Source organism: Mesorhizobium sp. CNPSo 4671 (assembly GCF_057784245.1).
The window spans coordinates 202,969-226,519 of sequence record NZ_JBWLUW010000006.1 but is presented as its reverse complement, the minus strand read 5'-3'; the positions used below and the strand labels follow the sequence as shown (position 1 = coordinate 226,519).

Annotated in this window: 27 protein-coding genes; 18 read left to right on the top strand and 9 right to left on the bottom strand. The window is 62.8% G+C overall.

What is annotated here, in order from left to right; genetic code table 11:
* The first annotated feature begins 73 nt into the window (after nt 1-73).
* The 3 genes from AC04SF_RS19185 to AC04SF_RS19175 are packed head-to-tail and all read left to right on the top strand — an operon-like array spanning nt 74 to nt 2,897.
* Entirely contained in the window at nt 74-1,843 is a 1,770-nt protein-coding gene (locus AC04SF_RS19185) for an alpha,alpha-trehalose-phosphate synthase (UDP-forming) (RefSeq protein WP_488479100.1), read from the top strand.
* On the top strand, nt 1,843-2,631 hold the full coding sequence (otsB, locus tag AC04SF_RS19180; RefSeq protein WP_488479099.1) for a trehalose-phosphatase: 789 nt from the start codon (nt 1,843-1,845) through the stop codon (nt 2,629-2,631). The genes AC04SF_RS19185 and otsB overlap by 1 nt, the downstream gene beginning before the upstream one ends.
* 53 nt (nt 2,632-2,684) lie before the next feature.
* Nucleotides 2,685-2,897: a hypothetical protein gene (locus AC04SF_RS19175; protein ID WP_488479098.1), complete on the top strand. Its 213-nt coding sequence runs from the start codon at nt 2,685-2,687 to the stop codon at nt 2,895-2,897.
* Nucleotides 2,898-2,906: 9 nt separating this feature from the next.
* Here the strand turns inward: AC04SF_RS19175 and dprA are convergent, their stop codons facing one another.
* The 5 genes from dprA to AC04SF_RS19150 form a co-directional block, all read right to left on the bottom strand.
* Nucleotides 2,907-3,995, bottom strand: a complete 1,089-nt coding sequence (dprA, locus tag AC04SF_RS19170) for a DNA-processing protein DprA (protein WP_488479185.1) — start codon at nt 3,993-3,995, stop codon at nt 2,907-2,909.
* A 61-nt stretch (nt 3,996-4,056) separates the two neighbouring features.
* The gene (gene plsY, locus AC04SF_RS19165) at nt 4,057-4,644 is read right to left on the bottom strand and encodes a glycerol-3-phosphate 1-O-acyltransferase PlsY (protein ID WP_488479097.1); all 588 of its coding nucleotides are present in this window, start codon (nt 4,642-4,644) and stop codon (nt 4,057-4,059) included.
* A gap of 42 nt (nt 4,645-4,686) precedes the next feature.
* Nucleotides 4,687-5,409 carry a class I SAM-dependent methyltransferase gene (locus AC04SF_RS19160; RefSeq protein ID WP_488479096.1) on the bottom strand — a complete coding sequence of 241 codons (723 nt, stop codon included), beginning with the start codon at nt 5,407-5,409 and terminating at the stop codon, nt 4,687-4,689.
* A gap of 82 nt (nt 5,410-5,491) precedes the next feature.
* Nucleotides 5,492-6,778: a dihydroorotase gene (locus AC04SF_RS19155; RefSeq protein ID WP_488479095.1), complete on the bottom strand. Its 1,287-nt coding sequence runs from the start codon at nt 6,776-6,778 to the stop codon at nt 5,492-5,494.
* The gene (locus AC04SF_RS19150; RefSeq protein ID WP_488479094.1) at nt 6,775-7,740 is read right to left on the bottom strand and encodes an aspartate carbamoyltransferase catalytic subunit; all 966 of its coding nucleotides are present in this window, start codon (nt 7,738-7,740) and stop codon (nt 6,775-6,777) included. Before AC04SF_RS19150 ends, AC04SF_RS19155 begins: the two co-directional genes overlap by 4 nt.
* Before the next feature lie 177 nt (nt 7,741-7,917).
* Between AC04SF_RS19150 and AC04SF_RS19145 the strand changes: the two genes are divergently transcribed.
* The 3 genes from AC04SF_RS19145 to AC04SF_RS19135 all read left to right on the top strand — a co-directional run bounded on the left by AC04SF_RS19145 (nt 7,918) and on the right by AC04SF_RS19135 (nt 10,593).
* Entirely contained in the window at nt 7,918-9,546 is a 1,629-nt protein-coding gene (locus AC04SF_RS19145; protein ID WP_488479093.1) for a DNA alkylation response protein, read from the top strand.
* Nucleotides 9,547-9,703: 157 nt separating this feature from the next.
* Nucleotides 9,704-10,252 carry a hypothetical protein gene (locus AC04SF_RS19140; protein WP_488479092.1) on the top strand — a complete coding sequence of 183 codons (549 nt, stop codon included), beginning with the start codon at nt 9,704-9,706 and terminating at the stop codon, nt 10,250-10,252.
* A complete protein-coding gene (locus tag AC04SF_RS19135) occupies nt 10,252-10,593 on the top strand; it encodes a DUF6105 family protein (protein ID WP_488479091.1) in 342 nt (113 codons plus the stop codon). Before AC04SF_RS19140 ends, AC04SF_RS19135 begins: the two co-directional genes overlap by 1 nt.
* Here AC04SF_RS19135 and ruvX read toward each other — a convergent pair.
* Nucleotides 10,511-11,017, bottom strand: a complete 507-nt coding sequence (gene ruvX / locus AC04SF_RS19130; RefSeq protein WP_488479090.1) for a Holliday junction resolvase RuvX — start codon at nt 11,015-11,017, stop codon at nt 10,511-10,513. The two genes, AC04SF_RS19135 and ruvX, sit on opposite strands and share 83 nt — an antisense overlap.
* Before the next feature lie 125 nt (nt 11,018-11,142).
* Here ruvX and AC04SF_RS19125 point away from each other — a divergent pair, with 125 nt between their 5' ends.
* From AC04SF_RS19125 to AC04SF_RS19095, 7 genes are all read left to right on the top strand, one after another.
* Nucleotides 11,143-11,850 (top strand): metal-dependent hydrolase, encoded by a 708-nt coding sequence (locus tag AC04SF_RS19125; protein ID WP_488479089.1) that lies wholly within the window; start codon nt 11,143-11,145, stop codon nt 11,848-11,850.
* A gap of 24 nt (nt 11,851-11,874) precedes the next feature.
* Nucleotides 11,875-12,291 carry a hypothetical protein gene (locus tag AC04SF_RS19120; protein WP_488479088.1) on the top strand — a complete coding sequence of 139 codons (417 nt, stop codon included), beginning with the start codon at nt 11,875-11,877 and terminating at the stop codon, nt 12,289-12,291.
* Nucleotides 12,288-13,145, top strand: coding sequence for a radical SAM protein (locus tag AC04SF_RS19115; protein ID WP_488479087.1), 858 nt, complete (start codon nt 12,288-12,290; stop codon nt 13,143-13,145). Before AC04SF_RS19120 ends, AC04SF_RS19115 begins: the two co-directional genes overlap by 4 nt.
* Nucleotides 13,146-13,212: 67 nt before the next feature.
* Entirely contained in the window at nt 13,213-13,500 is a 288-nt protein-coding gene (gene gatC / locus AC04SF_RS19110) for an Asp-tRNA(Asn)/Glu-tRNA(Gln) amidotransferase subunit GatC (RefSeq protein ID WP_027044576.1), read from the top strand.
* A 7-nt stretch (nt 13,501-13,507) separates the two neighbouring features.
* On the top strand, nt 13,508-13,963 hold the full coding sequence (locus AC04SF_RS19105) for a GNAT family N-acetyltransferase (protein WP_488479086.1): 456 nt from the start codon (nt 13,508-13,510) through the stop codon (nt 13,961-13,963).
* Nucleotides 13,963-15,528 carry an amidase gene (locus tag AC04SF_RS19100; RefSeq protein WP_488479085.1) on the top strand — a complete coding sequence of 522 codons (1,566 nt, stop codon included), beginning with the start codon at nt 13,963-13,965 and terminating at the stop codon, nt 15,526-15,528. Before AC04SF_RS19105 ends, AC04SF_RS19100 begins: the two co-directional genes overlap by 1 nt.
* 28 nt (nt 15,529-15,556) lie before the next feature.
* Nucleotides 15,557-16,354 carry a YdcF family protein gene (locus AC04SF_RS19095; protein ID WP_488479084.1) on the top strand — a complete coding sequence of 266 codons (798 nt, stop codon included), beginning with the start codon at nt 15,557-15,559 and terminating at the stop codon, nt 16,352-16,354.
* Here AC04SF_RS19095 and AC04SF_RS19090 read toward each other — a convergent pair.
* Complete coding sequence (locus AC04SF_RS19090; RefSeq protein ID WP_096446296.1) at nt 16,327-17,046, bottom strand: DUF599 domain-containing protein; 720 nt, start codon at nt 17,044-17,046, stop codon at nt 16,327-16,329. The genes AC04SF_RS19095 and AC04SF_RS19090 overlap by 28 nt on opposite strands.
* Before the next feature lie 22 nt (nt 17,047-17,068).
* On the bottom strand, nt 17,069-17,767 hold the full coding sequence (locus AC04SF_RS19085) for a cysteine hydrolase family protein (RefSeq protein ID WP_488479083.1): 699 nt from the start codon (nt 17,765-17,767) through the stop codon (nt 17,069-17,071).
* Between the two features lie 187 nt (nt 17,768-17,954).
* Between AC04SF_RS19085 and AC04SF_RS19080 the strand changes: the two genes are divergently transcribed.
* The 3 genes from AC04SF_RS19080 to AC04SF_RS19070 all read left to right on the top strand — a co-directional run bounded on the left by AC04SF_RS19080 (nt 17,955) and on the right by AC04SF_RS19070 (nt 20,843).
* On the top strand, nt 17,955-19,358 hold the full coding sequence (locus tag AC04SF_RS19080; protein ID WP_488479082.1) for an L-serine ammonia-lyase: 1,404 nt from the start codon (nt 17,955-17,957) through the stop codon (nt 19,356-19,358).
* Between the two features lie 70 nt (nt 19,359-19,428).
* A complete protein-coding gene (locus tag AC04SF_RS19075; protein WP_488479081.1) occupies nt 19,429-19,866 on the top strand; it encodes a DUF1489 family protein in 438 nt (145 codons plus the stop codon).
* A 275-nt stretch (nt 19,867-20,141) separates the two neighbouring features.
* Nucleotides 20,142-20,843, top strand: coding sequence for a DnaJ domain-containing protein (locus AC04SF_RS19070; protein ID WP_488479080.1), 702 nt, complete (start codon nt 20,142-20,144; stop codon nt 20,841-20,843).
* Between the two features lie 46 nt (nt 20,844-20,889).
* Here AC04SF_RS19070 and AC04SF_RS19065 read toward each other — a convergent pair whose 3' ends face one another.
* Nucleotides 20,890-22,329 (bottom strand): SPOR domain-containing protein, encoded by a 1,440-nt coding sequence (locus AC04SF_RS19065; protein WP_488479079.1) that lies wholly within the window; start codon nt 22,327-22,329, stop codon nt 20,890-20,892.
* Between the two features lie 286 nt (nt 22,330-22,615).
* Between AC04SF_RS19065 and AC04SF_RS19060 the strand changes: the two genes are divergently transcribed.
* Both AC04SF_RS19060 and clpS read left to right on the top strand, forming a co-directional pair.
* Entirely contained in the window at nt 22,616-22,945 is a 330-nt protein-coding gene (locus tag AC04SF_RS19060) for a phasin family protein (protein ID WP_010909566.1), read from the top strand.
* 276 nt (nt 22,946-23,221) lie between these two features.
* On the top strand, nt 23,222-23,551 hold the full coding sequence (gene clpS, locus AC04SF_RS19055; protein WP_027051901.1) for an ATP-dependent Clp protease adapter ClpS: 330 nt from the start codon (nt 23,222-23,224) through the stop codon (nt 23,549-23,551).

Genomic DNA, 23,551 nt, shown 5'->3' with positions numbered 1-23,551 from the left:
CACCACCATGGGCGCCGAAACTCCCAGCCAAAGGAAGTGGTTACGGTATCCCATTGAAAGGTAATCGGTTTCAATGCCCGACGACAGTTCGTATCTGGTTGTTCCTTCATTCGCATTATGGCTCTTCACCCTTGCAGCCGTCGGCGTCCTGGTCATCGCGCTGGTGACGATGATGGTGCGGGCGCGCAGAGGCGCACGGATTGCCGTCGTGGGGGCCAGCCCTGCTCACAGCCCATTGCCGGAATTCGAGAAGAATGGGCAGTCGGCCGTTGCCGCGCTGGTGCAGTGGTCGCCTGAAACGCTGCGTCATATCCTGGCAACGGAATTGCCTGATGCCCAGGTGATCGTCGTTTCAAATCGTGAGCCGTATATCCACAACCGCGAGGGCGATGACATCCAGCTGGTCGTACCCGCCAGTGGGCTCGTCTCCGCCCTGGAGCCGATCACGCGCGCCTGTGCGGGCACGTGGATCGCCTATGGCGGTGGTTCGGCCGACAAGCTGGTGGTCGACAAGAACGACCGGATCGAGGTGCCGCCTGACAATCCTTTCTACACACTGCGCCGTGTCTGGCTGAGCGAGGAGGAACAGCAAGGCTATTACCTCGGCTTTGCCAATGAAGGTCTGTGGCCGCTTTGCCATATCGCCTTCACCCGGCCGATATTCCGCGCCTCCGATTGGGAAGCCTATGAGGCGGTCAACCGTAAATTCGCCGACACCGTCGTCGCGGAAGCCCGCAATAAGCGGCCGATCGTGCTGGTCCAGGATTACCATTTCGCGCTGTTGCCGCGGATGATCCGGGAGCGCCTGCCCGAGGCGATCATCATCACCTTCTGGCACATTCCCTGGCCGAATTCGGAAGTGTTCAGTATCTGCCCGTGGCGCGAGAAGATTCTCGACGGCCTGCTCGGCAGTTCAATAGTCGGCTTTCATACCCAGTTCCATTGCAACAACTTCATCGACAGCGTCGACCGTTTCCTGGAAAGCCGGATCGAGCGCGAGGATTCGGCCATTTCCTATGGCGGCGAGATCAGCTTGGTGCACGCCTATCCGATTTCAATCGAGTGGTCGCCGCCGCACCTGGACAAACTGCCAGATGTCGCCCAATGCCGTCGGCAGGTTCGCGAGAAATTCGGTCTGGCGGAACATGTCAAACTGTGCGTGGGCGTTGAGCGTCTCGACTACACCAAGGGCATCCTTGATCGCTTCAACGCACTCGATGAACTGCTGACGCTGCATCCGGAATGGATCGGCAAGGTGGCGTTCCTGCAGATCGCGGCGCCCAGCCGCGGCACTCTGCCTGCCTATCAACAATTGTACGAGGAGTGCCTGAGCCATGCCGAGGATATCAATCAGCGCTATGGTCGCGAAGGCTACACCCCCGTCCTGATGGTGACGGAGCATCACTCGCAGCAGCAGGTCTACGAAATCTACCGTGCCGCCGACGTTTGCATGGTCACCAGCCTGCATGACGGCATGAACCTGGTTGCCAAGGAATTTGTCGCGGCGCGCGAGGATGAACAGGGTGTGCTGCTGCTCAGCATGTTCGCCGGCGCCTCGAAGGAGCTGCTGGAAGCCCTGATCGTCAATCCCTATGACGCGGCGATGATGGGCGACGCCTTGCTGCAGGCCTTGACCATGTCCGAGGAGGAGCAACGCCAGCGCATGCGACGCATGCGCGAGATCGTGCGCGAAAACAATGTCTATCGGTGGGCGGGCAGCATGCTTCTCGATGCTGCGCGCTTGCGCAAGCGTGATGCAGTCGATCGTGCCGTGGGTGCTGCCCCAGCGGCCCCAGCCAATGTGATATCGCTGCTTGATCGCAGACGGGTGGCGGCGCTGTGATGTCGATATTACCAAACCCGCCGGAACCCGTTGTCCCGCAAGGGCCATGGAGCCTGTTCCTCGATATCGATGGCACGCTTCTCGAACATGCCGCACATCCCGATGCGGTGGTCGTCAGTGATGAGTTGCGCATGCTGTTGACACGGCTCGAAGCGCAATTGGATGGGGCGCTGGCGTTCATCACGGGACGGTCGATCGCCGCCGTCGACCATCTCTTCCAACCCCTCAGATTGCGCGCCGCGGGGCTCTATGGCCTCGAGCACAGGCTGGCACGCGATGGTCCGGTCGAAGCGGCCGTCGAACCGGCGGACATCGCCGCACTTGCCAACGAAATCGCGACGGAACTGGACAATGCGGATGTCTACATCGAACGCAAGGGACCGATCCTGGCCATTCATACACGCGCGGCCCCGCATTTGCTGCAGCGTGCGACGGAGCTGGTCGAACAGGCACTGGACAAATTACCCAGGGGATATCGGGTCTTGGCCGGAAATGCCGGTGTGGAGCTGATGCCACTGGAAGCGGCCAAGGGAGCAGCGATCCGACGCTTCATGCAAACTCCGGCTTTCAGGGGACGCCGCCCGGTGTTCCTTGGTGACGATACATCTGACGAGAACGGCTTCGAGACCGTCAACGAATTGGACGGCATCTCGGTCCGCATAAAGCCGCACGGGCCGACCGTGGCACCTTTTGCGCTGGCCGGCGTGGATGCGGCCCTGGCCTGGCTGGACGAGATGAGCAGACGGGAGACTGTGAAAGCGGCGACGCTGGCCGCAACGGCCAAATGAACCGGTTTTGCCTCTAAACCGCTCCCGGTTCACCTGCATGGAAGGAGTTTGCAATGACCCAACTGACCAGCCTCATCGGGGAAATCATGCCCGCCTGGCTTCGGCGGCGATCCGAGCCGCACAGCGGTGATGCCAGGACGGCAGTTGAGCCGTTGCGTCCCGAAGACGCCGATGCGGTCTGGCGCAAGGCTGTCGAGAAGGATTTGTTTGGAGCCAACACGCCGGACTACGCCGAGACCGGGGAGAAGGAACCCAAACGCCATTGACGGCTGCGGCTAGCCTTCCCCGAAAACCAGCGAAACATTGCCGCCGGCATGGCGCTCGAGCCGGCCGGCGAGGTCGAGTTCCAAAAGCACCATGAAGACCTGGGCCGGATGCAGGGCGGTGTGGCGGATTATCTCGTCGACCGGCACCGGCGTCGGACCGAGCGCCTCGATGACCTTGGCGCGGTCGCTCTCGCCCGGCGGCGGCGTGGCCGAGAAATCCGGCGGGTCGTCGAATGGCGGCACATCAGGCGCCCGCATGCCGGTCAGCGGCGCGATCGCCCTGGAAATGTCCGACGCCTCGGTGACCAGCGTGGCGCCGTCCTTGAGCAGGCCGTTGGTGCCGGCCGCGCGTGGGTCCAGCGGCGAGCCTGGCACGGCAAAGACCAGCCGGCCCATTTCGCCGGCAAGCCTGGCGCTGATCAGCGAGCCCGAACGCTGCGCTGCCTCGACCACCACCAGCCCAAGAGCAGCGCCCGCGACAAGACGGTTGCGGCGTGGAAAATCCTGGGCGCGCGGCTGCCAGCCGAATGGCATTTCCGAGATGACAGCGCCGCGCTCGGCGATCTCCGAGCACAGGCCGGCATTTTCAGGCGGGTAGGGCAGGTCGAGCCCTCCGGCCAGCACTCCGATCGTGCCGGTCGAGAGACTCCCTTGATGCGCCGCCGTGTCGATGCCGCGCGCCAGGCCGGAGACTATGCCATAGCCGTCGCCGCCAAGATCGGCCGCCAGCATGCGTGCCATCTTGATCCCGGCCAGCGATGCGTTGCGGGCGCCGACAATGGCGACGCCCGGCAACCGGAAGACAGCGGCATTGCCCTTGACCGCCAGCAGCGGCGGCGGATTGTCCATGCTTCTCAGCAACTGGGGATAGTCGGGCTCGCCGATGCCGACAAAACGTGCGCCAACCCGGCGGGCTGCCTCCAACTCTGCTTCGGCTTCGGCGATTGACGGAATGCGGGCGATCCGGCTGGCGCCACCGGAAATCATCAGTTCCGGCAGGATTTCCAACGCCACTTCGGCGGACCCGAAGCGATTGATCAGGTCGCGAAAGGAAGCGGGGCCGACATTCTGGGTGCGGATCAGCCGCAGCCAGCTCAGCCGCTGCCGGTCGCTGAGGCGCGGCCGGCGGCCGGCTCGCTCACCGCGGTGGCGTGCTCGCTCACCCCTTGGCTCCGATCTTGCCCTCGGTGCCGGCAAGCAGCCGCGAAATGTTCGCCCTGTGCTTGATGAAGACGATAATGCTCATCACCACGAACAGGACGGCAATCTGTGGCGTGCTGATAAAATACAGGGCGATCGGCACGACGACTGCTGCGGTCAACGCCGCAAGCGATGAGAACCGAAACAGGAACGCCATCACCAGCCAGACGACGGCGAAGATCAGCGCCACCTGCCAGGCAAGGCCGATCAGCACGCCGAGATAGGTGGCGACACCCTTGCCGCCCTTGAAGCCAAGCCAGACCGGGAAGAGATGACCGAGAAAGGCGCCGAGACCGGCCCAGACGGCTGTTTCCGGCGCGAAATGGCCAGCGATCAGCACGGCGGCCGTGCCTTTCAGCGCATCGAGCAGCAAGGTCGCGGCGGCGAGGCCCTTGTTGCCGGTGCGCAGCACATTTGTGGCGCCGATATTGCCGGAACCGATCTTGCGCACATCGCCAAGCCCGGCGGCGCGGGTCAGCAGCAGCCCGAACGGTATCGAGCCGAGCAAATAGCCGAACACAAGTGCTGGAATGATGCCGTAATTCATTGTTCCCCCCGTATTTTCTTATGTCATTGCCTTGGCATGCGTTCAAGCCAAAGCGCAGACGAACGAGTCGCCGATCAGGGGCCCATCGCCTGGCGCTCTTTGGACGATTCGCCAGCCGCAGTCTTCCACCAGACGGGTAAGGAAGTCGGGGTTGTAAAAGCACCTGCCGCCGTTCTTGTCCGGGCTCCTGTCCTCGAACCCGGCGATCCCGGCATCCAGGAAGCAGGTGAAAAGCAGGCGGCCCTGGGCCGCCGTGTGGCGGCGCAGCAGGGTGAAGATGAACACGGCGTCATCGGGGCTCTGGTGGGTGATCACGGAAAATAGCGAGACGATGTCAAAGGCGTGCAAAGGCAGCGGGAGTTCCGTCTCGTTGGAGAGTGGGCGCCCCTTCGGGTTGTAGAGCGGGTGGTGCGCGTCCAGAAGCACATAGGAGAAACGGCGATCGCGCACGGTGGAGCGCAGGAAGTCGATCATCTCCGCGAAGCAGTCGACACCGGTGTAGGAGCGGATCGGAATCCTGTGGTCGAGGATGGCCTGGGTGAACCGGACGCCGCAGCCGAAATCGAGGAGCCGGCTGGCTGCCAGTGTCTTCAATCCTATCTGCTGCCGCATCCTCTCCAGCAGCCAGGCACCGCTATCCTCCGGCGGCATCAGGGAACTCACCTTCTGGGAATTCCGGTTGAACTTCTGCGGGACGATGAACTTCGGCGGGGGACGCAAGCGATGCCAGATCGACTGCAACCAGGAAGGGTGATGCGATCTCATGCACAGGCTCTTGGGTAAAGCAGTGGATGACAGTTCACAGTACTGCGAAACCAGAGTGCCGTAGAGCTGCTGGCCGGCAGGGTTAAGCTGAAAACACTGTGCGGCCCGCCACCAGCGTTTGCAAGACCTTGCCTTGCAGGCGGGCACCTTCGAAGCAGGTGTTTTTCGAGCGCGAGCGAATGCCGCTTTCACTGACGATCCAGGGTTCATCGAGATCGACAAGGGCAAGATCGGCGACAGCGCCTGGCTTCAGTGTGCCGCCGGGCAGGCCGAACAGCTTTGCCGGCGCGGTGGAGAGCGTTTCGACCAGGCGTAGCAAGGGCACATCGCCATTGTGGTAGAGCCGCAAGGCGGCGCCCAGAAGCGTTTCGAGGCCGATGGCACCGGCGGCGGCATCGGCGAAGGGCAGGCGCTTGGTGTCGACATCCTGCGGATCGTGCGAGGAGACGATGATGTCGACCGTGCCGTCCCTGACCGCCTCGATCATCGCCAGCCGATCTTCCTCGGCGCGCAGCGGCGGCGTCAGGCGGAAGAAGGTGCGGTACTCGCCGACATCGTTTTCATTGAGCGACAGATTGTGGATCGACACGCCCGAGGTGACGGCAGCGCCGTCAGCTTTGGCGCGCGTCACGGCGTTTGCCGCCATCGCCGTCGAGATTTTTGCCGCGTGGTAGGAACCGCGCGTTAGACGAGCCAAAGCCAGATCGCGCTCCAGCGGGATCGATTCGGCTTCACGCGGAATGCCGGAGAGGCCGAGCCAGCTGGCGTACAGGCCTTCGTTCATCACGCCGGATGAACCGAGGTCGGCATCCTGCGTTTCATGCACGATGGTGGCGCCGAAGTCGCGCGCATAGGTCAGCGCCCGGCGCATCACCAGCGCGCTTGCTATAGTGTGGCGGCCATCGGTGAAGGCGACGGCGCCGGCCTCGCGCAGCAGGCCGAACTCGGTCATCTCGCGACCATCGAGCCCCTTGGTGATCGCCGCCGCCGGGAAGACGTTGACGATCGCTGTGTCCTTGGCGGTCCGCAGCACGAACTCGACCAGCGCCACATTGTCGATCACCGGATCGGTGTCCGGCATCATGACGACGGAGGTGACGCCGCCGGCCGCCGCGGCGACACTTGCTGAAGCGATGGTTTCGCGATGCTCGCCGCCCGGCTCGCCGATAAAGACGCGGCCATCGATCAGGCCGGGAATGATCGCCTTACCGGCACAGTCGATAACGGTGGCGCCCTCGGGCGCGCCCTGGTTCAGCGCCGCCTTGCCGGCGGCAACGATTTTCCTGCCATCGACGACAACAGTGCCGACTTCGTCGATGCCGCGCGAGGGGTCGACAATGCGGGCGCGTTCAAAGACTGTCGTGCTCATGCGCCGCGGCCCTCTTGATTACGACGCGGATCGAGCAGCGCTTCCATCACCGCCATACGCACGGCAACGCCCATCTCCACCTGTTCCTGGATGACGCTTTGCGGGCCGTCGGCGATTTCCGAGGCGATCTCGACGCCGCGGTTCATCGGGCCGGGATGCATCACCATTGCGTCGTCCTTGGCGGCCTTCAGCTTTTCGGCATCGAGGCCGAAATAGCGGAAATATTCGCGCACCGAAGGCACGAAGGCGCCTTCCATCCGCTCGCGCTGCAGGCGCAGCATCATCACCACGTCGGCGCCCTTGAGGCCCTCGGCCATCGACCGCGTGACGATGACGCCCATTTTCTCGATACCACTTGGCAACAGTGTCGACGGTGCGACGACCCGAACCTGCGCGCCAAGTGCGTTGAGCAGCATGATGTTGGAGCGCGCGACGCGTGAATGCAGGATGTCACCGCAGATCGCGACGATCAGCTTCGACAACGGCCCCTTGGCGCGGCGGATGGTCAGCGCGTCGAGCAGCGCCTGTGTCGGGTGTTCGTGCGCCCCGTCGCCGGCATTGACCACGGAGCAGCCGACCTTTTGGGCCAGAAGGGCGGCCGCGCCCGCCGATTGGTGGCGGATGATCAATATGTCGGGCCGCATGGCGTTCAGCGTCATCGCCGTGTCGATGAGCGTCTCGCCCTTCTTCACCGAGGAACTTGCCACCGACATGTTCATGACGTCGGCACCAAGCCGCTTTCCGGCCAGTTCGAACGAAGACTGAGTGCGGGTGGAAGCCTCGTAGAACAGGTTGATCTGGGTGCGGCCGCGCAGCGTCGAGGTTTTCTTCTCGGACTGCCGCGAAATCGCAACGGCGCGATCCGCCCTGTCGAGCAACAGCTCGATGGCGGCGGGCGAAAGGTAGCTGATGCCCAAAAGATGGCGGTGAGGGTAGAGGGGTAGGGACGAAGCGTCGGTCATCTCAAGGCGCTGCTATAGGGTGCGGATTTTGCGCCCGCAAGCGCCAGCTTTGGATTGGCGCCGTTCTCCCCGGTATTTTCGTCGCGCGCGCGGCAGCGCTTGGCTATATCTAGCCGATGGCCTTGGATTCGTGGCTTTGGCACGATAGGGACCTTTCTACCGATTGAAGGATTGGGCGTGACCGACGACGTAACGAACCAGCCGCCGCCGCTGACGGGCGGCAACGCCTGGCGAGGCGATCCGTTGCTGATTCAGCTTGCCGAGCGGTTTTCCGATCCGGTGCGCAAGGATCTCGACGGGCTCGGCCGTTTCGTGCTGACGCAGGAAGCGCAGGAACTGGCGCGTCTGGCCAATGTCGAAACGCCGAAACTCAGGACGCATGATCGTCAGGGACGGCGCATCGACCTGGTCGAGTTCCATCCCGCCTACCATGCCTTGATGCGGCGCTCGGTGGCCAACGGGCTGCATTCCTCGGTCTGGGAAAATGGCGATGCCGAGATCGGCCGCCGCCATCAGGTGCGCGCCGCCCGTTTCTATCTGACCGCCGAGCTCGAGACCGGGCACCTTTGCCCCATCACCATGACCAGCGCCTCGCTGGCGGCGCTGATGGCCAGCCCAAAGCTGTTTCGTGAATGGGCGCCGCGAGTCACGACCCGCAAATACGACCAGAGCCAGAAGCCGCCGGTCGAGAAGACCGGGCTGACACTCGGCATGGGCATGACCGAGAAACAGGGCGGCACGGATGTGCGCGCCAATGTGACCAGGGCCGAACGCGCCGGCAGCGGGTTTTATCGCCTGACCGGGCACAAATGGTTCATGTCGGCGCCGATGTCGGACGCTTTCCTGGTGCTGGCGCAGGCGCCGGAAGGACTGTCCTGCTTCCTCGTGCCGCGCGTTCTCGGCGACGGGTCGGGCAATGGCTTCCGCTTCCAGCGACTTAAGGACAAGCTCGGCAACCGTTCCAACGCGTCTTCCGAAGTCGAATTCGTCAACGCCATCGGCGAGATGGTCGGCGAACCCGGCGCCGGCGTGAAGACGATCATGGACATGGTCACTCTGACCCGGCTCGACTGCGCGGTGGCGTCCTCGGCAATCATGCGGGCGGGGCTGGCGGAAGCGGTTCATCATGCTCGCCATCGCCAGGTTTTCGGCTCGACGTTGATCGAACAGCCGCTGATGCAGCGCGTGCTGGCCGACATGGCGCTCGATGTTGCCGCCGCCACCGCGCTGTCGTTCCGGCTAGCGCGCTCCTTCGACGAGGCAGCGAGCGATCGCGGAGAGGCGGCGTTTGCCCGCGCCATGACGCCGGTCGTCAAATACTGGGTGTGCAAGATCGCGCCGCCGCTGCTCTACGAGGCGATGGAGTGTCTCGGCGGTAATGGCTATGTCGAGGAAGCGCCGCTCGCCCGTTATTATCGCGAGGCCCCTGTCAACGCGATCTGGGAAGGGTCGGGCAATGTCATGGCGCTCGATGTGCTGCGCGTGCTCGGCCGCGCGCCCGGACTGTTCGAAGAGGTGCTGGCCGGCATCGACCGTGACCTCGGCGCCGGCGGGCGCGGCACGATCGGTGTGCTGAAGGCCGCGATGCAGGTAGCTTCGACCGATGAGGGCTCGGCACGCCTGCTGACCGAACAGCTGGCGTTGTCGGCAGCCGCGGCGGAACTGCGGCGGCTCGGGGCAGGGCGGATTGCCGATGCCTTCGTCGAGACCCGCCTGGCCGGCCAGTGGCGCAACACCTATGGCATGATCGATTCGCGCCACGACGCGCGCATGATCATCGACACGCTCTATCCGCCGTTGAACTGAGCCGAGAACGGCGCACCGCTCGATTCTTTGATCAGTTGAACGCTTCCGAGGACATCGTGGGTGCGTCCTGTGGATCGTCGTTAACCTTAACAAATGGTTTCCATTGCGGCGGCGGGCTGCAAAGCCCACTGTCATTCCTGCCGAAGCAGGAACCACGATGCGACACGTACTGACCTCCTTTCTGTCCGTGCACTGGGCGATTGTCTTCGCCCTGCTGGCGCTGATCTGCATCGATGGAGACCGCGGTGTGACGGCAGCGCTCGGCGTGCTTGGGGTGACCGTCGAGAGCGCCCGGTTCGTCAATCTGGAGAATGTCGTCGTCGTCGCGCCGCTGGCGATCGCCTTGCTGGTCGTGTCGGTGCTGTTCTTCTGGGCCTTTGTCGATTCCTTGATCAACGATGCGGTCAGCCCTGGCGCCGACAGCGTTGTTCGTATCGCCTTCATTTCCGCTTCAGGTGTGCTGTCGATGATCCTGATCGGTGGCGCCGTGCAGGGCATCAACGGGCTCTTCATGGTCGTCGCGGTGCAACTGGCCGCGCTTCTGGCCTCCTATGTCGCGATGCTTGCCGAGCGGCGCTCGGCAGCGGTGTCGGAGGACGCTGCTTTCCACGCCACGGCGCATAACATGGCGAAGGCGGCGGCCCACAATTCGCTGCTCTCCATGATATCAGGCCGGACCGGCCCTAAAGCGAAGGGAGGCCGCTGATGCGCTACATCTTCGCATTTTGGGCGGCGCCGATGGCGCTGTTCTGGGGCTGGTTCTATCTGTCGGCCAATGACATGAACTTCGGTTATGTGATGCTCAGCCGGCAGATGCATGACTTCTTCTTCCAGCTCTATGGCCAGATGCTAGGCATCGATCCGACGATCATCCCCGGCATGGTGGCGAAGACGTGCATCTTCGATGGATTTCTGCTGATGGCGCTGTGGGCGTTCCGCCGTCGCCGCGAAATCGCCGGCTGGCTTAAACAGCGGTGGGAGGGTCCGGTTCCCTTCGAGCGGATCCAGCGAGCGACTGAAGCCGGTCCAAAACTCCCTGCAGAATAAAGGCCGCAGCCGCCGAATCGATCTTGGCGGCCCGTTTGGCGCGCGAGAAATCCATTTCGATTAACGTCCTTTCGGCCGCGACTGTCGACAGCCGCTCGTCCCAGAACACGAAGGGTAAGTCGCTGAGTTGCGCCATGTTGCGTACGAAGGCGCGTGATTTCTGCGCGCGCGGACCTTCCGACCCGTCCATGTTGATCGGAAGTCCGATCGCCACCGCGCCGACATTCTCCTTCTCCAGCAAGGCCAGGAGCACGGCGGCGTCGAGCGAGAATTTCCTGCGCATGATGACCGGACGCGGATGGGCGAAGGAGAATCCCCGGTCGGAAACCGCGACGCCGATCGTCTTGTCGCCAAGATCGAGCCCCGCCAGCGTCCTGCCACCAGTGAGCCGTGCCGGCAATTGCTCAATCGTGATGACAGCCAACGGTTTTCCCTCGTCTTTTTCGGCGGCGCGCGTCCTTCCGGATGCGCGGCGGACACTATACCCTTTGATCTCGGGGTCATCGGCGTTCTATCCTTTGACCTGACAAAAATCGAGGAATGCATTTCATGAAACTGACCTGGTATGGCCATTCGGCCTTCCGTATCGAAACCGGCGACGCCAAGATTCTCATCGACCCCTATCTGATCGGCAATCCGTCCTGGACGGGCGGCTGGGAAGGGCCGGCCGAAGGGATAACGCATGTGCTGCTGACGCACGGACACAACGACCACATCAGCGGCGCGCTGGAAGTGCTTGGCAAAAGCGGCGCCCAGCTGGTCGCCAATTTCGAGATCTGCATGTATCTGGTCGGCAAGGGCGCCGACGGCAGCAAGATCAATCCGGGCAACATCGGCGGCACTGTCGATTGCGGCGGCTTCACCACCACTTTCGTCCAGGCACTGCACTCCTCCTCGTTTGGCGAAGACGGCGGCACGAACGTCTATCTCGGCAATCCGGGCGGGCTGGTCCTGCATTTCCCGGAAGACCGGACGCTCTACCATATGGGCGATACCGACATCTTTGCCGACATGGCACTAATCAACGAATTGCATGAGCCGAAGATCGGCATCGTGCCGATCGGCGACCGTTTCACCATGGGCGGCGCGGTCGCGGCACTTGCCTGCCGCCGCTTTTTCAAGTTCGACACGGTCGTCCCCTGCCATTTCGGTACGTTCCCGATGATCGATCCGACGCCGGAGAAATTCCAGACCGGCCTGGAGGGATCCGGTGTGAAGGTCGCATTGCCGAAAATCGGTGAGACGATTACGATCTAGAAACAGCCAAAGCGGAACAAATCCATGGCGTTGGGGCGATCTCTTTGTGTGTCGATGTTTGTCGCGGCATCGCCCGCGCTCGCCGCGGATGACTTCATCGAAGGCGTCTATCTGCAATCGGAGGAGCTCTGCTCGCAGGCCAGGAAGGATACGTTGCAGACGCTGATCGACGCCGGCAACATTGTGTTGTCGGCGCACGGTCTGCAAGGCGTTGAATACAATTGCGAGTTCGTTCAGGTCAGCAAGGCGACACGCTCGCCAAGCTGGGCGGTGACGGCCATCTGCCAGGAGCCGGGCTATGTCTTTCCCGATGTGCTCTCGGTGACGCAAATGAACCCGACGCAGGTTGATCTGGTATCGGTTCGGCCGATCAATGATGAAAGCGAGGCGAGCGGCAACAGCGGCAGCTACTATCTGTGCGAGGGCGTTGCCCTGCCATGACGATGCTGAAGCGCATCAAGTCGCTTTTTCGCTGTGAGTGGCTGGTGTTCCCAAAACTGGAACTGCATGTCGCGCATGGCTGTAATCTCTCTTGCGAAAGCTGTTCGCACTACTCCAATCACGGCCATTCCGGCACCGTCTCGCTCGAGGAGGCGGATCGCTGGATGGGATTGTGGAGCCGGCGCATAGACGTCGCCTGGTTCTCCATCCTGGGCGGAGAGCCCACCATCCATCCAGAACTGCCTGCCTTCGTCGGGCTGGTCCGGCGGCACTGGCCCAGTGCCCGCATAGAGATCGTCAGCAACGGCTTTTTCCTGCACCGTCATCCGACATTGCCGGCGATTCTCGCCGCCGACGGCAATACCCAATTGAGTGTCTCGGTTCATCACGCCTCAGAGGAGTACCAGGAGAGATTGAAACCGATCTTCGATCTCCTGGAGGCATGGCGCCGGGAACATGAACTGCATATCCAGATCCGCCCGTCAGACAAAAACTGGACCCGTCGCTACGAAGGCTTCGGCGACACCATGGCGCCGTTCGAGGATGGCGATCCTCGCGCCAGTTGGGAAATCTGCCCGGCTCGCCAATGCAAACAACTCCACGCCGGACAAATCTGGAAGTGTGCGCCACTCGCCTATCTGCCGATGCAGAAGGCAAAATACCGCCTTTCCGACAAGTGGGATCCCTATCTGGCGTATCGACCGCTTGAGCCGGGCTGTTCCAATGCGCAATTGCGAGCCTTCGCCGCGCTGGAAGACGAAGACGCATGCGGCATGTGTTCGTCAAAGAGGCGATTGTTCGAGTTGCCCAACCCGCTGCGCCGCTCCAAGGACCAGGTCAGCACGGCTGCCTAGTTGATGCCTGTTGCGCGCCGCGCGCGGCGCCGCTATAGCCCGGACTGGTTTTCCCGAGGCAAAATGTATGTCCGTTGATGTCAAGACAGTGAAGCGCGTCGCGCGTCTCGCCCGCATCGCCGTGAGCGAGGAAGATGCAGAACGCATGACCGGCGAGCTGAATGCCATACTGGGTTTCGTCGAACAGCTGAACGAGGTCGATGTGTCCGGCGTCGAGCCGATGACCTCGGTGACGCCGATGGAGATGAAGAAGCGTCAGGACGTCGTCACCGACGGCAACAAGGCGGCCGACATCGTCGCCAATGCACCGGCGACCGAAGAGAATTTCTTCCTCGTGCCGAAGGTCGTGGAGTAAGGCGCCGATGGCCATTGAGATCGCCATCGAGACGCCGCTGCAGGACGACGTGCGTGGCCTGGTCAACGAACTCAACGAGACCTTGCTCGAACTGACGCCGCCGGAGCATTGCTACCATCTGACGGTCGAGCAGATGGCAGGCCAGGACACCACCGTTTTCATCGCCCGCGATGATGGCATCGCCATCGGCTGTGGCGCGCTGAAGCGCCATGGTGGCACCATTGGCGAGGTCAAGCGCATGTATACGCGGCCTTCGCATCGCGGCCGCAAGATCGGCGCCCAGATCGTCGAGCGGGTCGAAGCGCTGGCGAGGCAGGAAGGACTGAAGCGGCTGGTGCTGGAGACGGGCGATCGTCATCCTGCCGCCTGGACCGTCTACGAACGTGCCGGCTTCTCGCGCTGCGGCCCGGTGCTGGATTATCCCGATTCCGAGTGGTCGGTGTTTTACGAAAAGAGCCTTTGATGAGCGACCTGACCCGACTGACGATTTCGCAGGCCCGTGCCAAGCTGCGCGGCAAGGAAATCACCGCGACCGAGATCACCGAGGCCTATCTCTCGGCGATCGATCGCGCCAATCCGGCGCTTAATGCCTATGTCGCGGTAACCGGCGACAAGGCACGCGACATGGCCAAGGCGTCCGACGCCAGGCTGGTCAAGGGCGAGGGCGGTGCGCTGGAAGGCATTCCGCTGGGAATCAAGGATCTGTTCGGCACCGAAGGCGTCCACACCCAGGCCTGCAGCCATGTGCTCGACGGCTTCAAGCCGCGCTACGAATCGACCGTGACCGCCAATCTGTGGGCCGACGGCGCGGTGATGCTCGGCAAGCTCAACATGGATGAGTTCGCCATGGGCTCGTCCAACGAGACCTCCTATTACGGCCCAGTCATCAACCCGTGGCGGCGCTCGCGCCTCGACACGGTGGTGATGCCGACGACGCACCAGGGCGACGGCGGCTTCGTCTCGGCCGGCGGCACGAGAACCCAGCGCAGCCTGGACAATGCGCAACTGGTGCCGGGTGGCTCTTCCGGCGGCTCTGCAACCGCTGTCTCGGCCTTCCTGTGCGCCGGCGCGACGGCCACCGATACCGGCGGCTCGATCCGCCAGCCGGCCGCCTTCACCGGCACGGTCGGCATCAAGCCGACCTATGGCCGCTGTTCGCGCTGGGGCATCGTCGCCTTCGCCTCGTCGCTCGACCAGGCCGGGCCGATCGCGCGTGACGTGCGCGATGCCGCGATCCTGCTCAAATCCATGGCCTCGGTCGATCCGAAGGACACCACGTCCGTCTACCGGCCGGTGCCGGACTATGAGGCGGCGATCGGCAAGCCGATCAAGGGCATGAAGGTCGGCATTCCGAAGGAATATCGTGTCGACGGCATGCCTGAAGAGATCGAGGCGCTGTGGCAGAAGGGCATTGCCTGGCTGAGGGATGCCGGCGCCGAGATCGTCGACATTTCGCTGCCGCACACGAAATACGCGCTGCCGGCCTATTACATCGTGGCGCCCGCCGAGGCTTCGTCCAACCTGGCGCGCTATGACGGCGTCCGCTACGGCCTGCGCGTGCCCGGCAAGGACATTGTCGAGATGTATGAGAAGACCCGCGCCGCCGGTTTCGGCCGCGAGGTCAAGCGCCGCATCATGATCGGCACCTATGTGCTGTCGGCCGGCTATTACGACGCCTACTATCTGCAGGCGCAGAAGGTGCGCAACCTGATCAAGCGTGACTTCGAGAATGTTTTCGCCGCCGGCGTCGACGTCATCCTGACCCCGGCAACGCCCTCCGCCGCCTTCGGCATCGCCGACGAGGACATGGCCGCCGATCCGGTCAAGATGTACCTCAACGACATTTTCACGGTCACCGTGAACATGGCCGGCCTGCCGGGCATCGCCGTGCCTGCCGGCCTCGACCCCAAGGGCCTGCCGCTCGGCCTGCAGCTCATCGGCCGGCCGTTCGAGGAAGAGACGCTGTTCCAGACCGCCGCCGTCATCGAGCAGGCCGCCGGCACATTTCAGCCGGAGAAGTGGTGGTAAGGGTATCGCTCGTCTGAAGGGGTGAGCGATGTTCTTCTACGTGTCCAAGATCTTCTGGTTCTTCATCCAGCCGCTCAACCTGACGATCTTCCTGCTTCTGGCAGGGTTGATTGCCGGGCTGATCGGCCGGCGGCGGCTGGCTGTCAGCGGCAGCGTGCTGGCGTTTGTGATCCTCGCGCTCTCGACCTGGACGTCGCTTGGCGCGATGATGCTCAACCCGCTCGAGGAGCGTTTTCCGCGCCCGCCGCTGCCGCAAAAGGTCGACGGCATCATCGTGCTGGGTGGCGGCTTCGAGGGCGCCATCAACTTAGCGCGTGGCGGCTATGAATTGAGCAGCAGCGGTGACCGCATGGTCGAGACCGCAATCCTCGCCCGGCGCTTCCCACAGGCCAAGGTGGTTGTATCAGGCGGACACGGCGCGTTTTTCATCGACGCCGAGGGGGACGCAGACACCGCGTCCCGCCTGCTCGTTCCGCTCGGTGTATCGGCCGATCGTCTTGTCCTCGAGGACAAGTCCCGCAACACCTACGAAAATGCAGTCTTCAGCCGCAAACTTGTCGAACCGAAGCCGGGCGAGACCTGGCTGCTGGTGACCTCCGCCTTCCACATGCCACGGGCCAAGGCGCTGTTCGACAAGGCTGGTTTTCCAACCGTTCCATGGCCGGTCGACTATCGAACCTCGGGCAAGGAAGGTGTCGGTCTGTTTCGCGACAATGCGATTGATTCCGTGCAGAACACGACCATCGCGGTTCGCGAATGGATCGGGCTTTTCGCCTATTGGCTTTCCGGCCGCATCGATCAACCTTTTCCAGCACCTGGCGGCTGACCGATGACGGCGCGCCGCGCCGCCGAGAAGAACTGGCGCCGCACCAGCACGGCCAGCAGCAGAAGCGTCGACAGCACGAACACCATCGGATCGACGAACCAGCCGAGATAACCGATCGAGAAGAACACGCCGCGCAGGCCGGAATTGAAATGCTTGCCGGCCAGCATGTTCATCTGCGTCGCCCGCCACACCGCCGTTTGCGTGACCGGATTGCGCGAGGCTTCGCCATGCGGGATCGGCACGGCGCCGATCAGGATCGAGCAATAGTTGAACAGCCGGTAGGCCCAGCCGAATTTGAAGAAGGAAAAGGCCAGGATCAGCACCAGTCCCAGCACCTTGATCTGAAAGGCTGGGCGCGACGGCGCGCCACCCAAGGGGAGGTTGCTCAGCACTTCAAGCACACGGTCGGACGCGCCGAGCAAGGCAAAGCAGCCGCCGAGCGCGATCAGCGAACTCGAGGCGAAGAAGGCGGTTCCCTGCTGCAGGCCGCTCATGATGGCGGTGTCGACGATGCGGATTTCGCGCTCGGCCATGGTGCGCATCCAGGCTTCGCGTTGCGCATTCATCGCCGTCGTCAACGACACGCGGCTGACCAGCCTGCCGTCGGAAGCAAGCGTGTGCAGCACCCAGGCGAGAAGGAAAAGGCCCAGTGCCGCAAGATCGGCCGTCGATAGATAGGAGGAATTGCCCATGTTCTGTTCTTACCCTGGCTTCTTACGTCAGCAAGGGTTCGGCGGCTTGCATTTGCAAGGCTTCGACCACCATGTCTGTCCTGGTGACCCAGCCCAGGGCGTTCTCGAAATTCCACAATGTCGACTGGCGATTGAAGTCCGGACCCGAATGGTTGATCGCGTCCTCGACCAGGATGGGCCAGAATTCCAGCATGTAGGCGTCGCGCGCGGTCGCGTCGACGCAGATGTTGGTGGCGACCCCGGTGAACAGGAGATAGTGGATTTCCCGGGCGCGCAGATAGGCTTCCAGGCCGGTGTTGCAAAAGCCGCTGTAGCGCGACTTGCGGATGACCTGGTCGCCCGGTTCGGGCTTCAATGCATCGACGATCCGCCAATCCCAGCTGTCGTCGATCAGCAGCCTGCCGCGCAGCTCGGGGCGCTCACGCATCAGCACCATGCCCAATTCCTTCTGATAGTTCGGCGAGGAGGGGTCTCCCGCGTCGCTGAGGTCGGGCCGGTAGGACATCTGGAGGTAGACGACCGGCACGCCGTTTTCGCGGGCCACGCCAAGCAGGCGCCTGTTGGCTTCAATGGCCGGGGTGGCACCGGAAATGTCGATGTCTGCAAGGTCGAACATCCCACCCGCCGAGACAAAGGCGTTCTGCATGTCGATGACGACCACGGCGGTCTTCTTAGGGTCGATATGCACTGGTTTCGGCCTGGCGTTCAACACGAGCATCATGTCCCCCTCGGCAACCGCAAACCGCGCTGGTGCGTTACGCAAAGAATAGCCGCGCCCCGACGGTCCGGCAATCAATGTCGCTGCCGGAGCAAACAAGGTCGGCAGGTGCTACGCCGCGATTGTCAAAAGAGCGGAAACATCTGGGGAATTCCTATATGTAGTCCTCGACGTGACTCCAGGAGACAGCGTGTTCCTTTCGGTTTTCGACCTGTTCAAGATCGGTATCGGCCCCTCGAGCTCGCACACGATGGGGCCGATGACGGCGGCTGCCCGTTTCCTTGACGAAGTCCTCAATGGCGACTGGCCGCGACCGGCCGGTGTCGCGGTTGATCGCGTCGGCGCCAGCCTGCACGGGTCGCTCGCCTATACCGGCATTGGCCATGGCTCGGATCGCGCAGTGGTGCTTGGTCTTGCCGGCCTGACGCCGCAGACCGTCGACCCGGATCAGGCCGATGGCGTCGCCGCGCGCATTGCCTTGGAGAAGCGGCTCACGCCGCCCGGCCATCCATCCTATCGCTTTGACCCGGCCACAGATCTGGTGCTCGACCGCAAGACACCGCTCACGGGGCACGCCAACGGCATGGCGTTCTATGCCTACGATTCCGGTGACCGTCTGCTGCTCAAGCGCATCTACTATTCGATTGGCGGCGGCTTCGTGGTTTCGGAAGAAGAACTGCAGCGGATGAAGGCCAAGGGCTCGGTCACGACCGAAGGCAAGAAGGTGCCGTATCCCTTCAAGAACGCCGTTGAGATGCTGAAGATGGCGGACAAGAGCGGCCTTTCCATTGCCGAGATGAAGCGCGTCAACGAGGAAACCCAGATGTCGCGCGAGGAGCTGGACGCCGGCCTCGACGCCATATGGGGTGCCATGAAGAGCTGCATCGACCGTGGCCTGTCGCAGGACGGCATCATGCCGGGCGGGTTGAAGGTGCGGCGCCGGGCACGGCAGCTCCACGACAAGCTGCAGGAACAGTGGCAGCAGAACCGGCCGAATCCGCTGCTCGCCAATGACTGGCTTTCGATCTATGCCATGGCGGTCAATGAGGAGAATGCCGCAGGCGGTCGCGTCGTCACCGCGCCGACCAATGGTGCGGCCGGCACACTGCCGGCGGTGCTGCGCTACTGGCTGCATTTTCACCCCGAGGCTGATCAGCCGAGCATCCGCGACTTCCTGCTGACGGCGGCGGCCGTCGGCGGCATCATCAAGACCAATGCCTCGATCTCGGGCGCCGAGGTCGGCTGCCAGGGCGAGGTCGGCTCCGCCTCGGCGATGGCCGCGGCGGGCCTCTGCGCCGTCATGGGCGGCACGCCCATGCAGGTCGAGAATGCCGCCGAGATTGCGCTCGAACACCATCTCGGCATGACCTGCGATCCGGTCGGCGGGCTGGTCCAAGTGCCGTGCATCGAGCGCAATGCGCTCGGCGCGGTCAAGGCGGTGACCGCCGCCTCACTGGCTATCAAGGGTGACGGCGTCCACTTCGTCCCGCTCGACGCGGCGATCGAGACCATGCGCCAGACCGGCCTCGACATGAACGAGAAGTACAAGGAAACCAGCCTTGGCGGTCTCGCGGTCAATGTCGTGGAGTGCTGAGCAACACTTGGCACTGTGGAGAAGTCCGTCAGGCCGTTGACGTCCCGGCGCTCCGGACTAACCTTAGCGAATGGCTCTCAATCTCCTAAAACTGTGCGTCGGCTGCGACAGCGTCGAGGATCTCGAGGAATGGATCGAGTTCCGTCTCGACGAACGGCGCCGGGCCGGTGAACCAGCCGAACACTGGCACACCACCCGCATGGTGCCGACGCGTGGCGCCGAAATCACCGATGGCGGGTCGCTCTACTGGGTGATCAAGGGCAATGTGCAATGCCGCCAGCTGATCACCGAGATCCGGCCGTTCACCGACGACGAGGGCATCGGCCGCTGCCATCTGATGCTCGACCCGAAAGTCGTGCGCACCGACTGGCAGCCGCGCCGGGCTTTCCAGGGCTGGCGCTATCTGAAACCGTCGGATGCGCCACTCGACCTCGGCAAGGGCAAGGCCGGACCGGTCGAGATGCCGCCGAAACTCAGGCGCGAGCTTGCCGATCTCGGCTTGCTGTAGGCCATCGCGCGGACGCGTTGCCTGCTTTGACGCGGGCTTTCTGGCCCTCCATCTTGCTCCGCGCTGGACTTGCAAGCGGCTCGACAACGCCACATCTTGGAATCCATGCGCAATGAAAAGCTGTCGAAACCGACAAGGACAGTGGGGTTGGAAAGCCATCCCGCATGGCGATCCTCTTCCTGTCCGGGTGAAGGCCATCATTCCGGCGCAGAAAAAATGTTTGATGACATCACGCGGCTGTCCAAACGGACAGGGTATCTGCGGGGCGGTGGGAAATGTTAGGCGCAATTATCGGTCTGGTCGCATTGCTGCTGGTGCTCCTGGGCGTCGCCTCGGCCTTTCTGCGAGCTGATCCGGCCCAACTGGCAAGCGGGATGAGAACACTGGGGCCTATCCTGCTGGCGCTGGTGGGCGGCGCCGTGCTTCTGGTCGGTCGAAGCGGAATCGGCGGCATCATCCTGTTCGTGGCGATCGGCTGGTATGCCGCCACACGCGCAAACCGGCCCGATGTCAGGCCGGCGCCGGGAAAACGCTCGACGGTGCGGACGGCAGCGCTCGAAATGGAGCTGGATCACAATACGGGCGGCCTCGAAGGGCTGGTCCTGGCCGGCCGCCATGACGGCAAGATGCTCGGCGCGATGGGCCTCGGCGAGTTGCAGCATCTCTACCGCGAACTCTCCGGCGATGCGGAGAGCCGCCAGTTGCTAGAGACGTATCTTGACGGCAGATTTCCCGTCTGGCGCAAAAACACTGAGACGAACGGTGGCGAAGGGCTGGGTGTTGCGCCAGGTCCGGGCGCCATGACTAAGGAGGAGGCCTACAAGGTCCTTGGTCTTGAAGCGGGGGCCGCCGCGGCGGATGTCCGCAAGGCGCACCGCCGCCTGATGCAGCGCCTGCACCCCGATATCGGCGGCACGTCTTTCCTGGCGGCGCGAATCAACGAAGCCAAGGACGTCTTGCTCTCCAATCACAACTAGTCTCCTTCGACGCAGAATTTTTCCGGGAGATCGCTTCCACGCCGTCCTACTGCTGGACGGCGAAGCACTCGATTTTCTTCTTCTTCAAAGCGGTGCAGGCCTTCCAGGCGGCGTCCTTCGAACCAAAGCCGCCGAAACGGGCGCGGTAATAGGTGACGCCGTCCTTATCGAAAGCGACGGTGAAGCCGGCGGCATCCGCCAGCACCTTCGGCGCCTGCTTGGAGGTCTTGTCGAGGAAGGCCTGGGCTTCCGACTGCTTCGGTGACGAAGCGACCTGGATTGCCCAGCCCGACGGCACCGAAGCGGTGTTGACCGGGTCGACGGTCGGCGTCGGCTCGGCAGCCGGTGCCGGCTCGGCATAGGCAGCCACGACCTGAGCAGTGGCGACCTTGGGCGCCGCGACGATGACCGTCTTCACCTTCTTTGCCGGGACAACCAGTTTGGGTGCTTCGGCTTCGGCGCTCTCTTCGTCATCACCCTGCGCAACAGTCGCGTCTTCGGTAACGGATGTGTCGTCGGCGCTGGCCACAGCCACCGGCTTGTCGTCCGGGGTCGGCGCGTCGTGCTTGGGCAGGAGAACCTTGGCAAGCGCCTTGATCGGGTTGCCGCTGTCAGCCTTGGCAACCAGATCGCCGCCACCGCGGGTCGAGGCCCTCGGCATGTAGGTGTTGATCAGGGATGCCATCTGGTTGTCGCGGCTGCCGCCCGACGTGCCGCCCATGACAACGGCGACGAGACGGCGGTTGCCGTCATTAACCGATGAGACGAGGTTGAAGCCGGAGGCGCGGGTGTAACCGGTCTTGATGCCGTCGACGCCCTTGATTCGGCCAAGCAAACGGTTGTGACCGTTGATGCGCTGGCGCCCATAGAGAAAGGAGCGCTGCGAGAAATAGCCGTAATATTGCGGGAAATGCTCCCTGAGCGCGATGCCGAGTGTGGCCATGTCGCGCGCGGTGGTGAACTGGCCGGGGTCGGGCAGGCCGTTGGCGTTGCGGAAGACGGTGCCGTTCATGCCGAGCTGCCGCGCCTTGGCGGTCATCATGCGGGCAAAAGTGCTTTCATTGCCGCCGAGCATTTCACCGAGTGCGGTGGCCGAGTCGTTCGCGGACTTGGTGACGATCGACAGGATCGCGGTCTCGACAGTGACTGAACCGCCCGCCTTCACGCCAAGTTTCGTCGGTGCCTCGCCCGAGGCCTTGGCGGAAAACACCACTGGCGTGTTCTTGCTGATCCTGCCCTTCGCCATGGCTTCGAAGGTCAGGTAGAGCGTCATCATCTTGGTCAGCGACGCCGGATAGCGCCTGCCGTTGGCATCCGCGGAGTACAGCACCTTGCCCGTCTTGGCGTCCACGACAATGGCCGCCTGCCGCGCTGCCAGTGAGGAGGCAACGTCGACGCAAACGAATGTCATCGCCAGGGCGAAGACCATGATCGCTTTGAGAGGGGAGGTGGATTTGGAAACGATGCCCAACAACGCCTTACGCACTGATATTTCCCTTGAATTCTTCGTTGCGTTGGAGGCGGCAAAGGGTCCTGCCTCACTTCCAGCCAAACTAGCGGGGCAGCGTTACCAATCCGTTTATGGTAACCGCCGCGTTCACCATTTTCTTCGGGCTTGAAACGCACTTTATTTGATTTTTAGCCATTGCCTGCGCAGGCGGGCTCCGCACACCGGCGAAATGTTGACTTTTGTGCGGCGCACAATATATTCTAGTGCATTGCACAAGGGCGCCCCGAAGAAGGACGCCTCAACCGTCAAGGGAAATCGTGAAATGACCCAGACCTATGAGGACTTCAGCAAATACGGCAAGGAATTCGCCGACACCGGATTGAAGAGCTTCGCTTCGCTCTCCAAGGGCGCCCAGGCGATCGCCACCGAGGCCGGCGAGTACACCAAGAAGAGCTTTGAAGCCGGCAGCGCCGCCGTCGAGAAGCTGTTTTCGGCCAAGTCGCTGGACAAGGCTATCGAGATCCAGACAGACTATGCCAAGCAGTCCTACGAGGCGTTCGTCGCCGAGGCCACCAAGATCGGCGACCTCTATGCCGAACTCGCCAAGGAGGCCTACAAGCCGTTCGAATCGATCGTTGCCAAGGCGAAGTAATTTCGCCCGACAGTTTCAGATCCGGCCCTTTGGGCCCGGGACAGAACCCGGTCGCGGAAACGCGGCCGGGTTTTTCATGCCAATTTCCCATCTGGAGCCGCGTAGCGCTTCACGTTTGCGAAAATCCGCCAAGTTTGGTCACCTAGCCATATTGTCAGCTAACCAGAAGGGCTTAAAATCGTCCATCGAACACCTACATGTCGAACTCGCATGAGGATTCGAAAGAGGCAGGATTACGTGACGATCGGTTTGACTGCCACGAGACAAGTGGCGCGGATGCAAAACGGCAGCGGCGACGGCAATGAAGCCGGCCGCGGGACGGCCGTCATCACGCGCACCAAAACCAAAACCAAGAAGCCCAGCCTTTACCGGGTCCTCATCCTCAACGACGACTACACTCCGATGGAGTTCGTGGTTCACGTGCTGGAGCGTTTTTTCCAGAAGGACCGCGAAGCCGCCACACGCATCATGCTTCATGTTCACAATCATGGAGTGGGCGAGTGCGGGGTCTATACATTCGAGGTGGCCGAGACCAAAGTGTCTCAGGTCATGGATTTCGCCCGACAGAATCAGCATCCGCTGCAATGCGTGATGGAGAAGAAGTGA

Bases quoted from the DNA above. Each gene is read 5' to 3' on its own strand.
- AC04SF_RS19150 (WP_488479094.1), bottom strand. From the start codon at position 7,740: ATGACCGACGCTTCGTCCCTACCCCTCTACCCTCACCGCCATCTTTTG.
- AC04SF_RS19105 (WP_488479086.1), top strand. From the start codon at position 13,508: ATGGCCATTGAGATCGCCATCGAGACGCCGCTGCAGGACGACGTGCGT.
- otsB (WP_488479099.1), top strand. From the start codon at position 1,843: ATGTCGATATTACCAAACCCGCCGGAACCCGTTGTCCCGCAAGGGCCA.
- AC04SF_RS19075 (WP_488479081.1), top strand. From the start codon at position 19,429: ATGGCTCTCAATCTCCTAAAACTGTGCGTCGGCTGCGACAGCGTCGAG.
- AC04SF_RS19125 (WP_488479089.1), top strand. From the start codon at position 11,143: ATGAAACTGACCTGGTATGGCCATTCGGCCTTCCGTATCGAAACCGGC.
- AC04SF_RS19090 (WP_096446296.1), bottom strand. From the start codon at position 17,046: ATGGGCAATTCCTCCTATCTATCGACGGCCGATCTTGCGGCACTGGGC.
- AC04SF_RS19140 (WP_488479092.1), top strand. From the start codon at position 9,704: ATGCGACACGTACTGACCTCCTTTCTGTCCGTGCACTGGGCGATTGTC.
- plsY (WP_488479097.1), bottom strand. From the start codon at position 4,644: ATGAATTACGGCATCATTCCAGCACTTGTGTTCGGCTATTTGCTCGGC.
- AC04SF_RS19060 (WP_010909566.1), top strand. From the start codon at position 22,616: ATGACCCAGACCTATGAGGACTTCAGCAAATACGGCAAGGAATTCGCC.
- AC04SF_RS19185 (WP_488479100.1), top strand. From the start codon at position 74: ATGCCCGACGACAGTTCGTATCTGGTTGTTCCTTCATTCGCATTATGG.
- AC04SF_RS19155 (WP_488479095.1), bottom strand. From the start codon at position 6,778: ATGAGCACGACAGTCTTTGAACGCGCCCGCATTGTCGACCCCTCGCGC.
- AC04SF_RS19135 (WP_488479091.1), top strand. From the start codon at position 10,252: ATGCGCTACATCTTCGCATTTTGGGCGGCGCCGATGGCGCTGTTCTGG.
- AC04SF_RS19115 (WP_488479087.1), top strand. From the start codon at position 12,288: ATGACGATGCTGAAGCGCATCAAGTCGCTTTTTCGCTGTGAGTGGCTG.
- AC04SF_RS19085 (WP_488479083.1), bottom strand. From the start codon at position 17,767: ATGATGCTCGTGTTGAACGCCAGGCCGAAACCAGTGCATATCGACCCT.
- AC04SF_RS19120 (WP_488479088.1), top strand. From the start codon at position 11,875: ATGGCGTTGGGGCGATCTCTTTGTGTGTCGATGTTTGTCGCGGCATCG.
- AC04SF_RS19070 (WP_488479080.1), top strand. From the start codon at position 20,142: ATGTTAGGCGCAATTATCGGTCTGGTCGCATTGCTGCTGGTGCTCCTG.
- AC04SF_RS19100 (WP_488479085.1), top strand. From the start codon at position 13,963: ATGAGCGACCTGACCCGACTGACGATTTCGCAGGCCCGTGCCAAGCTG.
- AC04SF_RS19160 (WP_488479096.1), bottom strand. From the start codon at position 5,409: ATGAGATCGCATCACCCTTCCTGGTTGCAGTCGATCTGGCATCGCTTG.
- clpS (WP_027051901.1), top strand. From the start codon at position 23,222: ATGCAAAACGGCAGCGGCGACGGCAATGAAGCCGGCCGCGGGACGGCC.
- AC04SF_RS19175 (WP_488479098.1), top strand. From the start codon at position 2,685: ATGACCCAACTGACCAGCCTCATCGGGGAAATCATGCCCGCCTGGCTT.
- gatC (WP_027044576.1), top strand. From the start codon at position 13,213: ATGTCCGTTGATGTCAAGACAGTGAAGCGCGTCGCGCGTCTCGCCCGC.
- AC04SF_RS19095 (WP_488479084.1), top strand. From the start codon at position 15,557: ATGTTCTTCTACGTGTCCAAGATCTTCTGGTTCTTCATCCAGCCGCTC.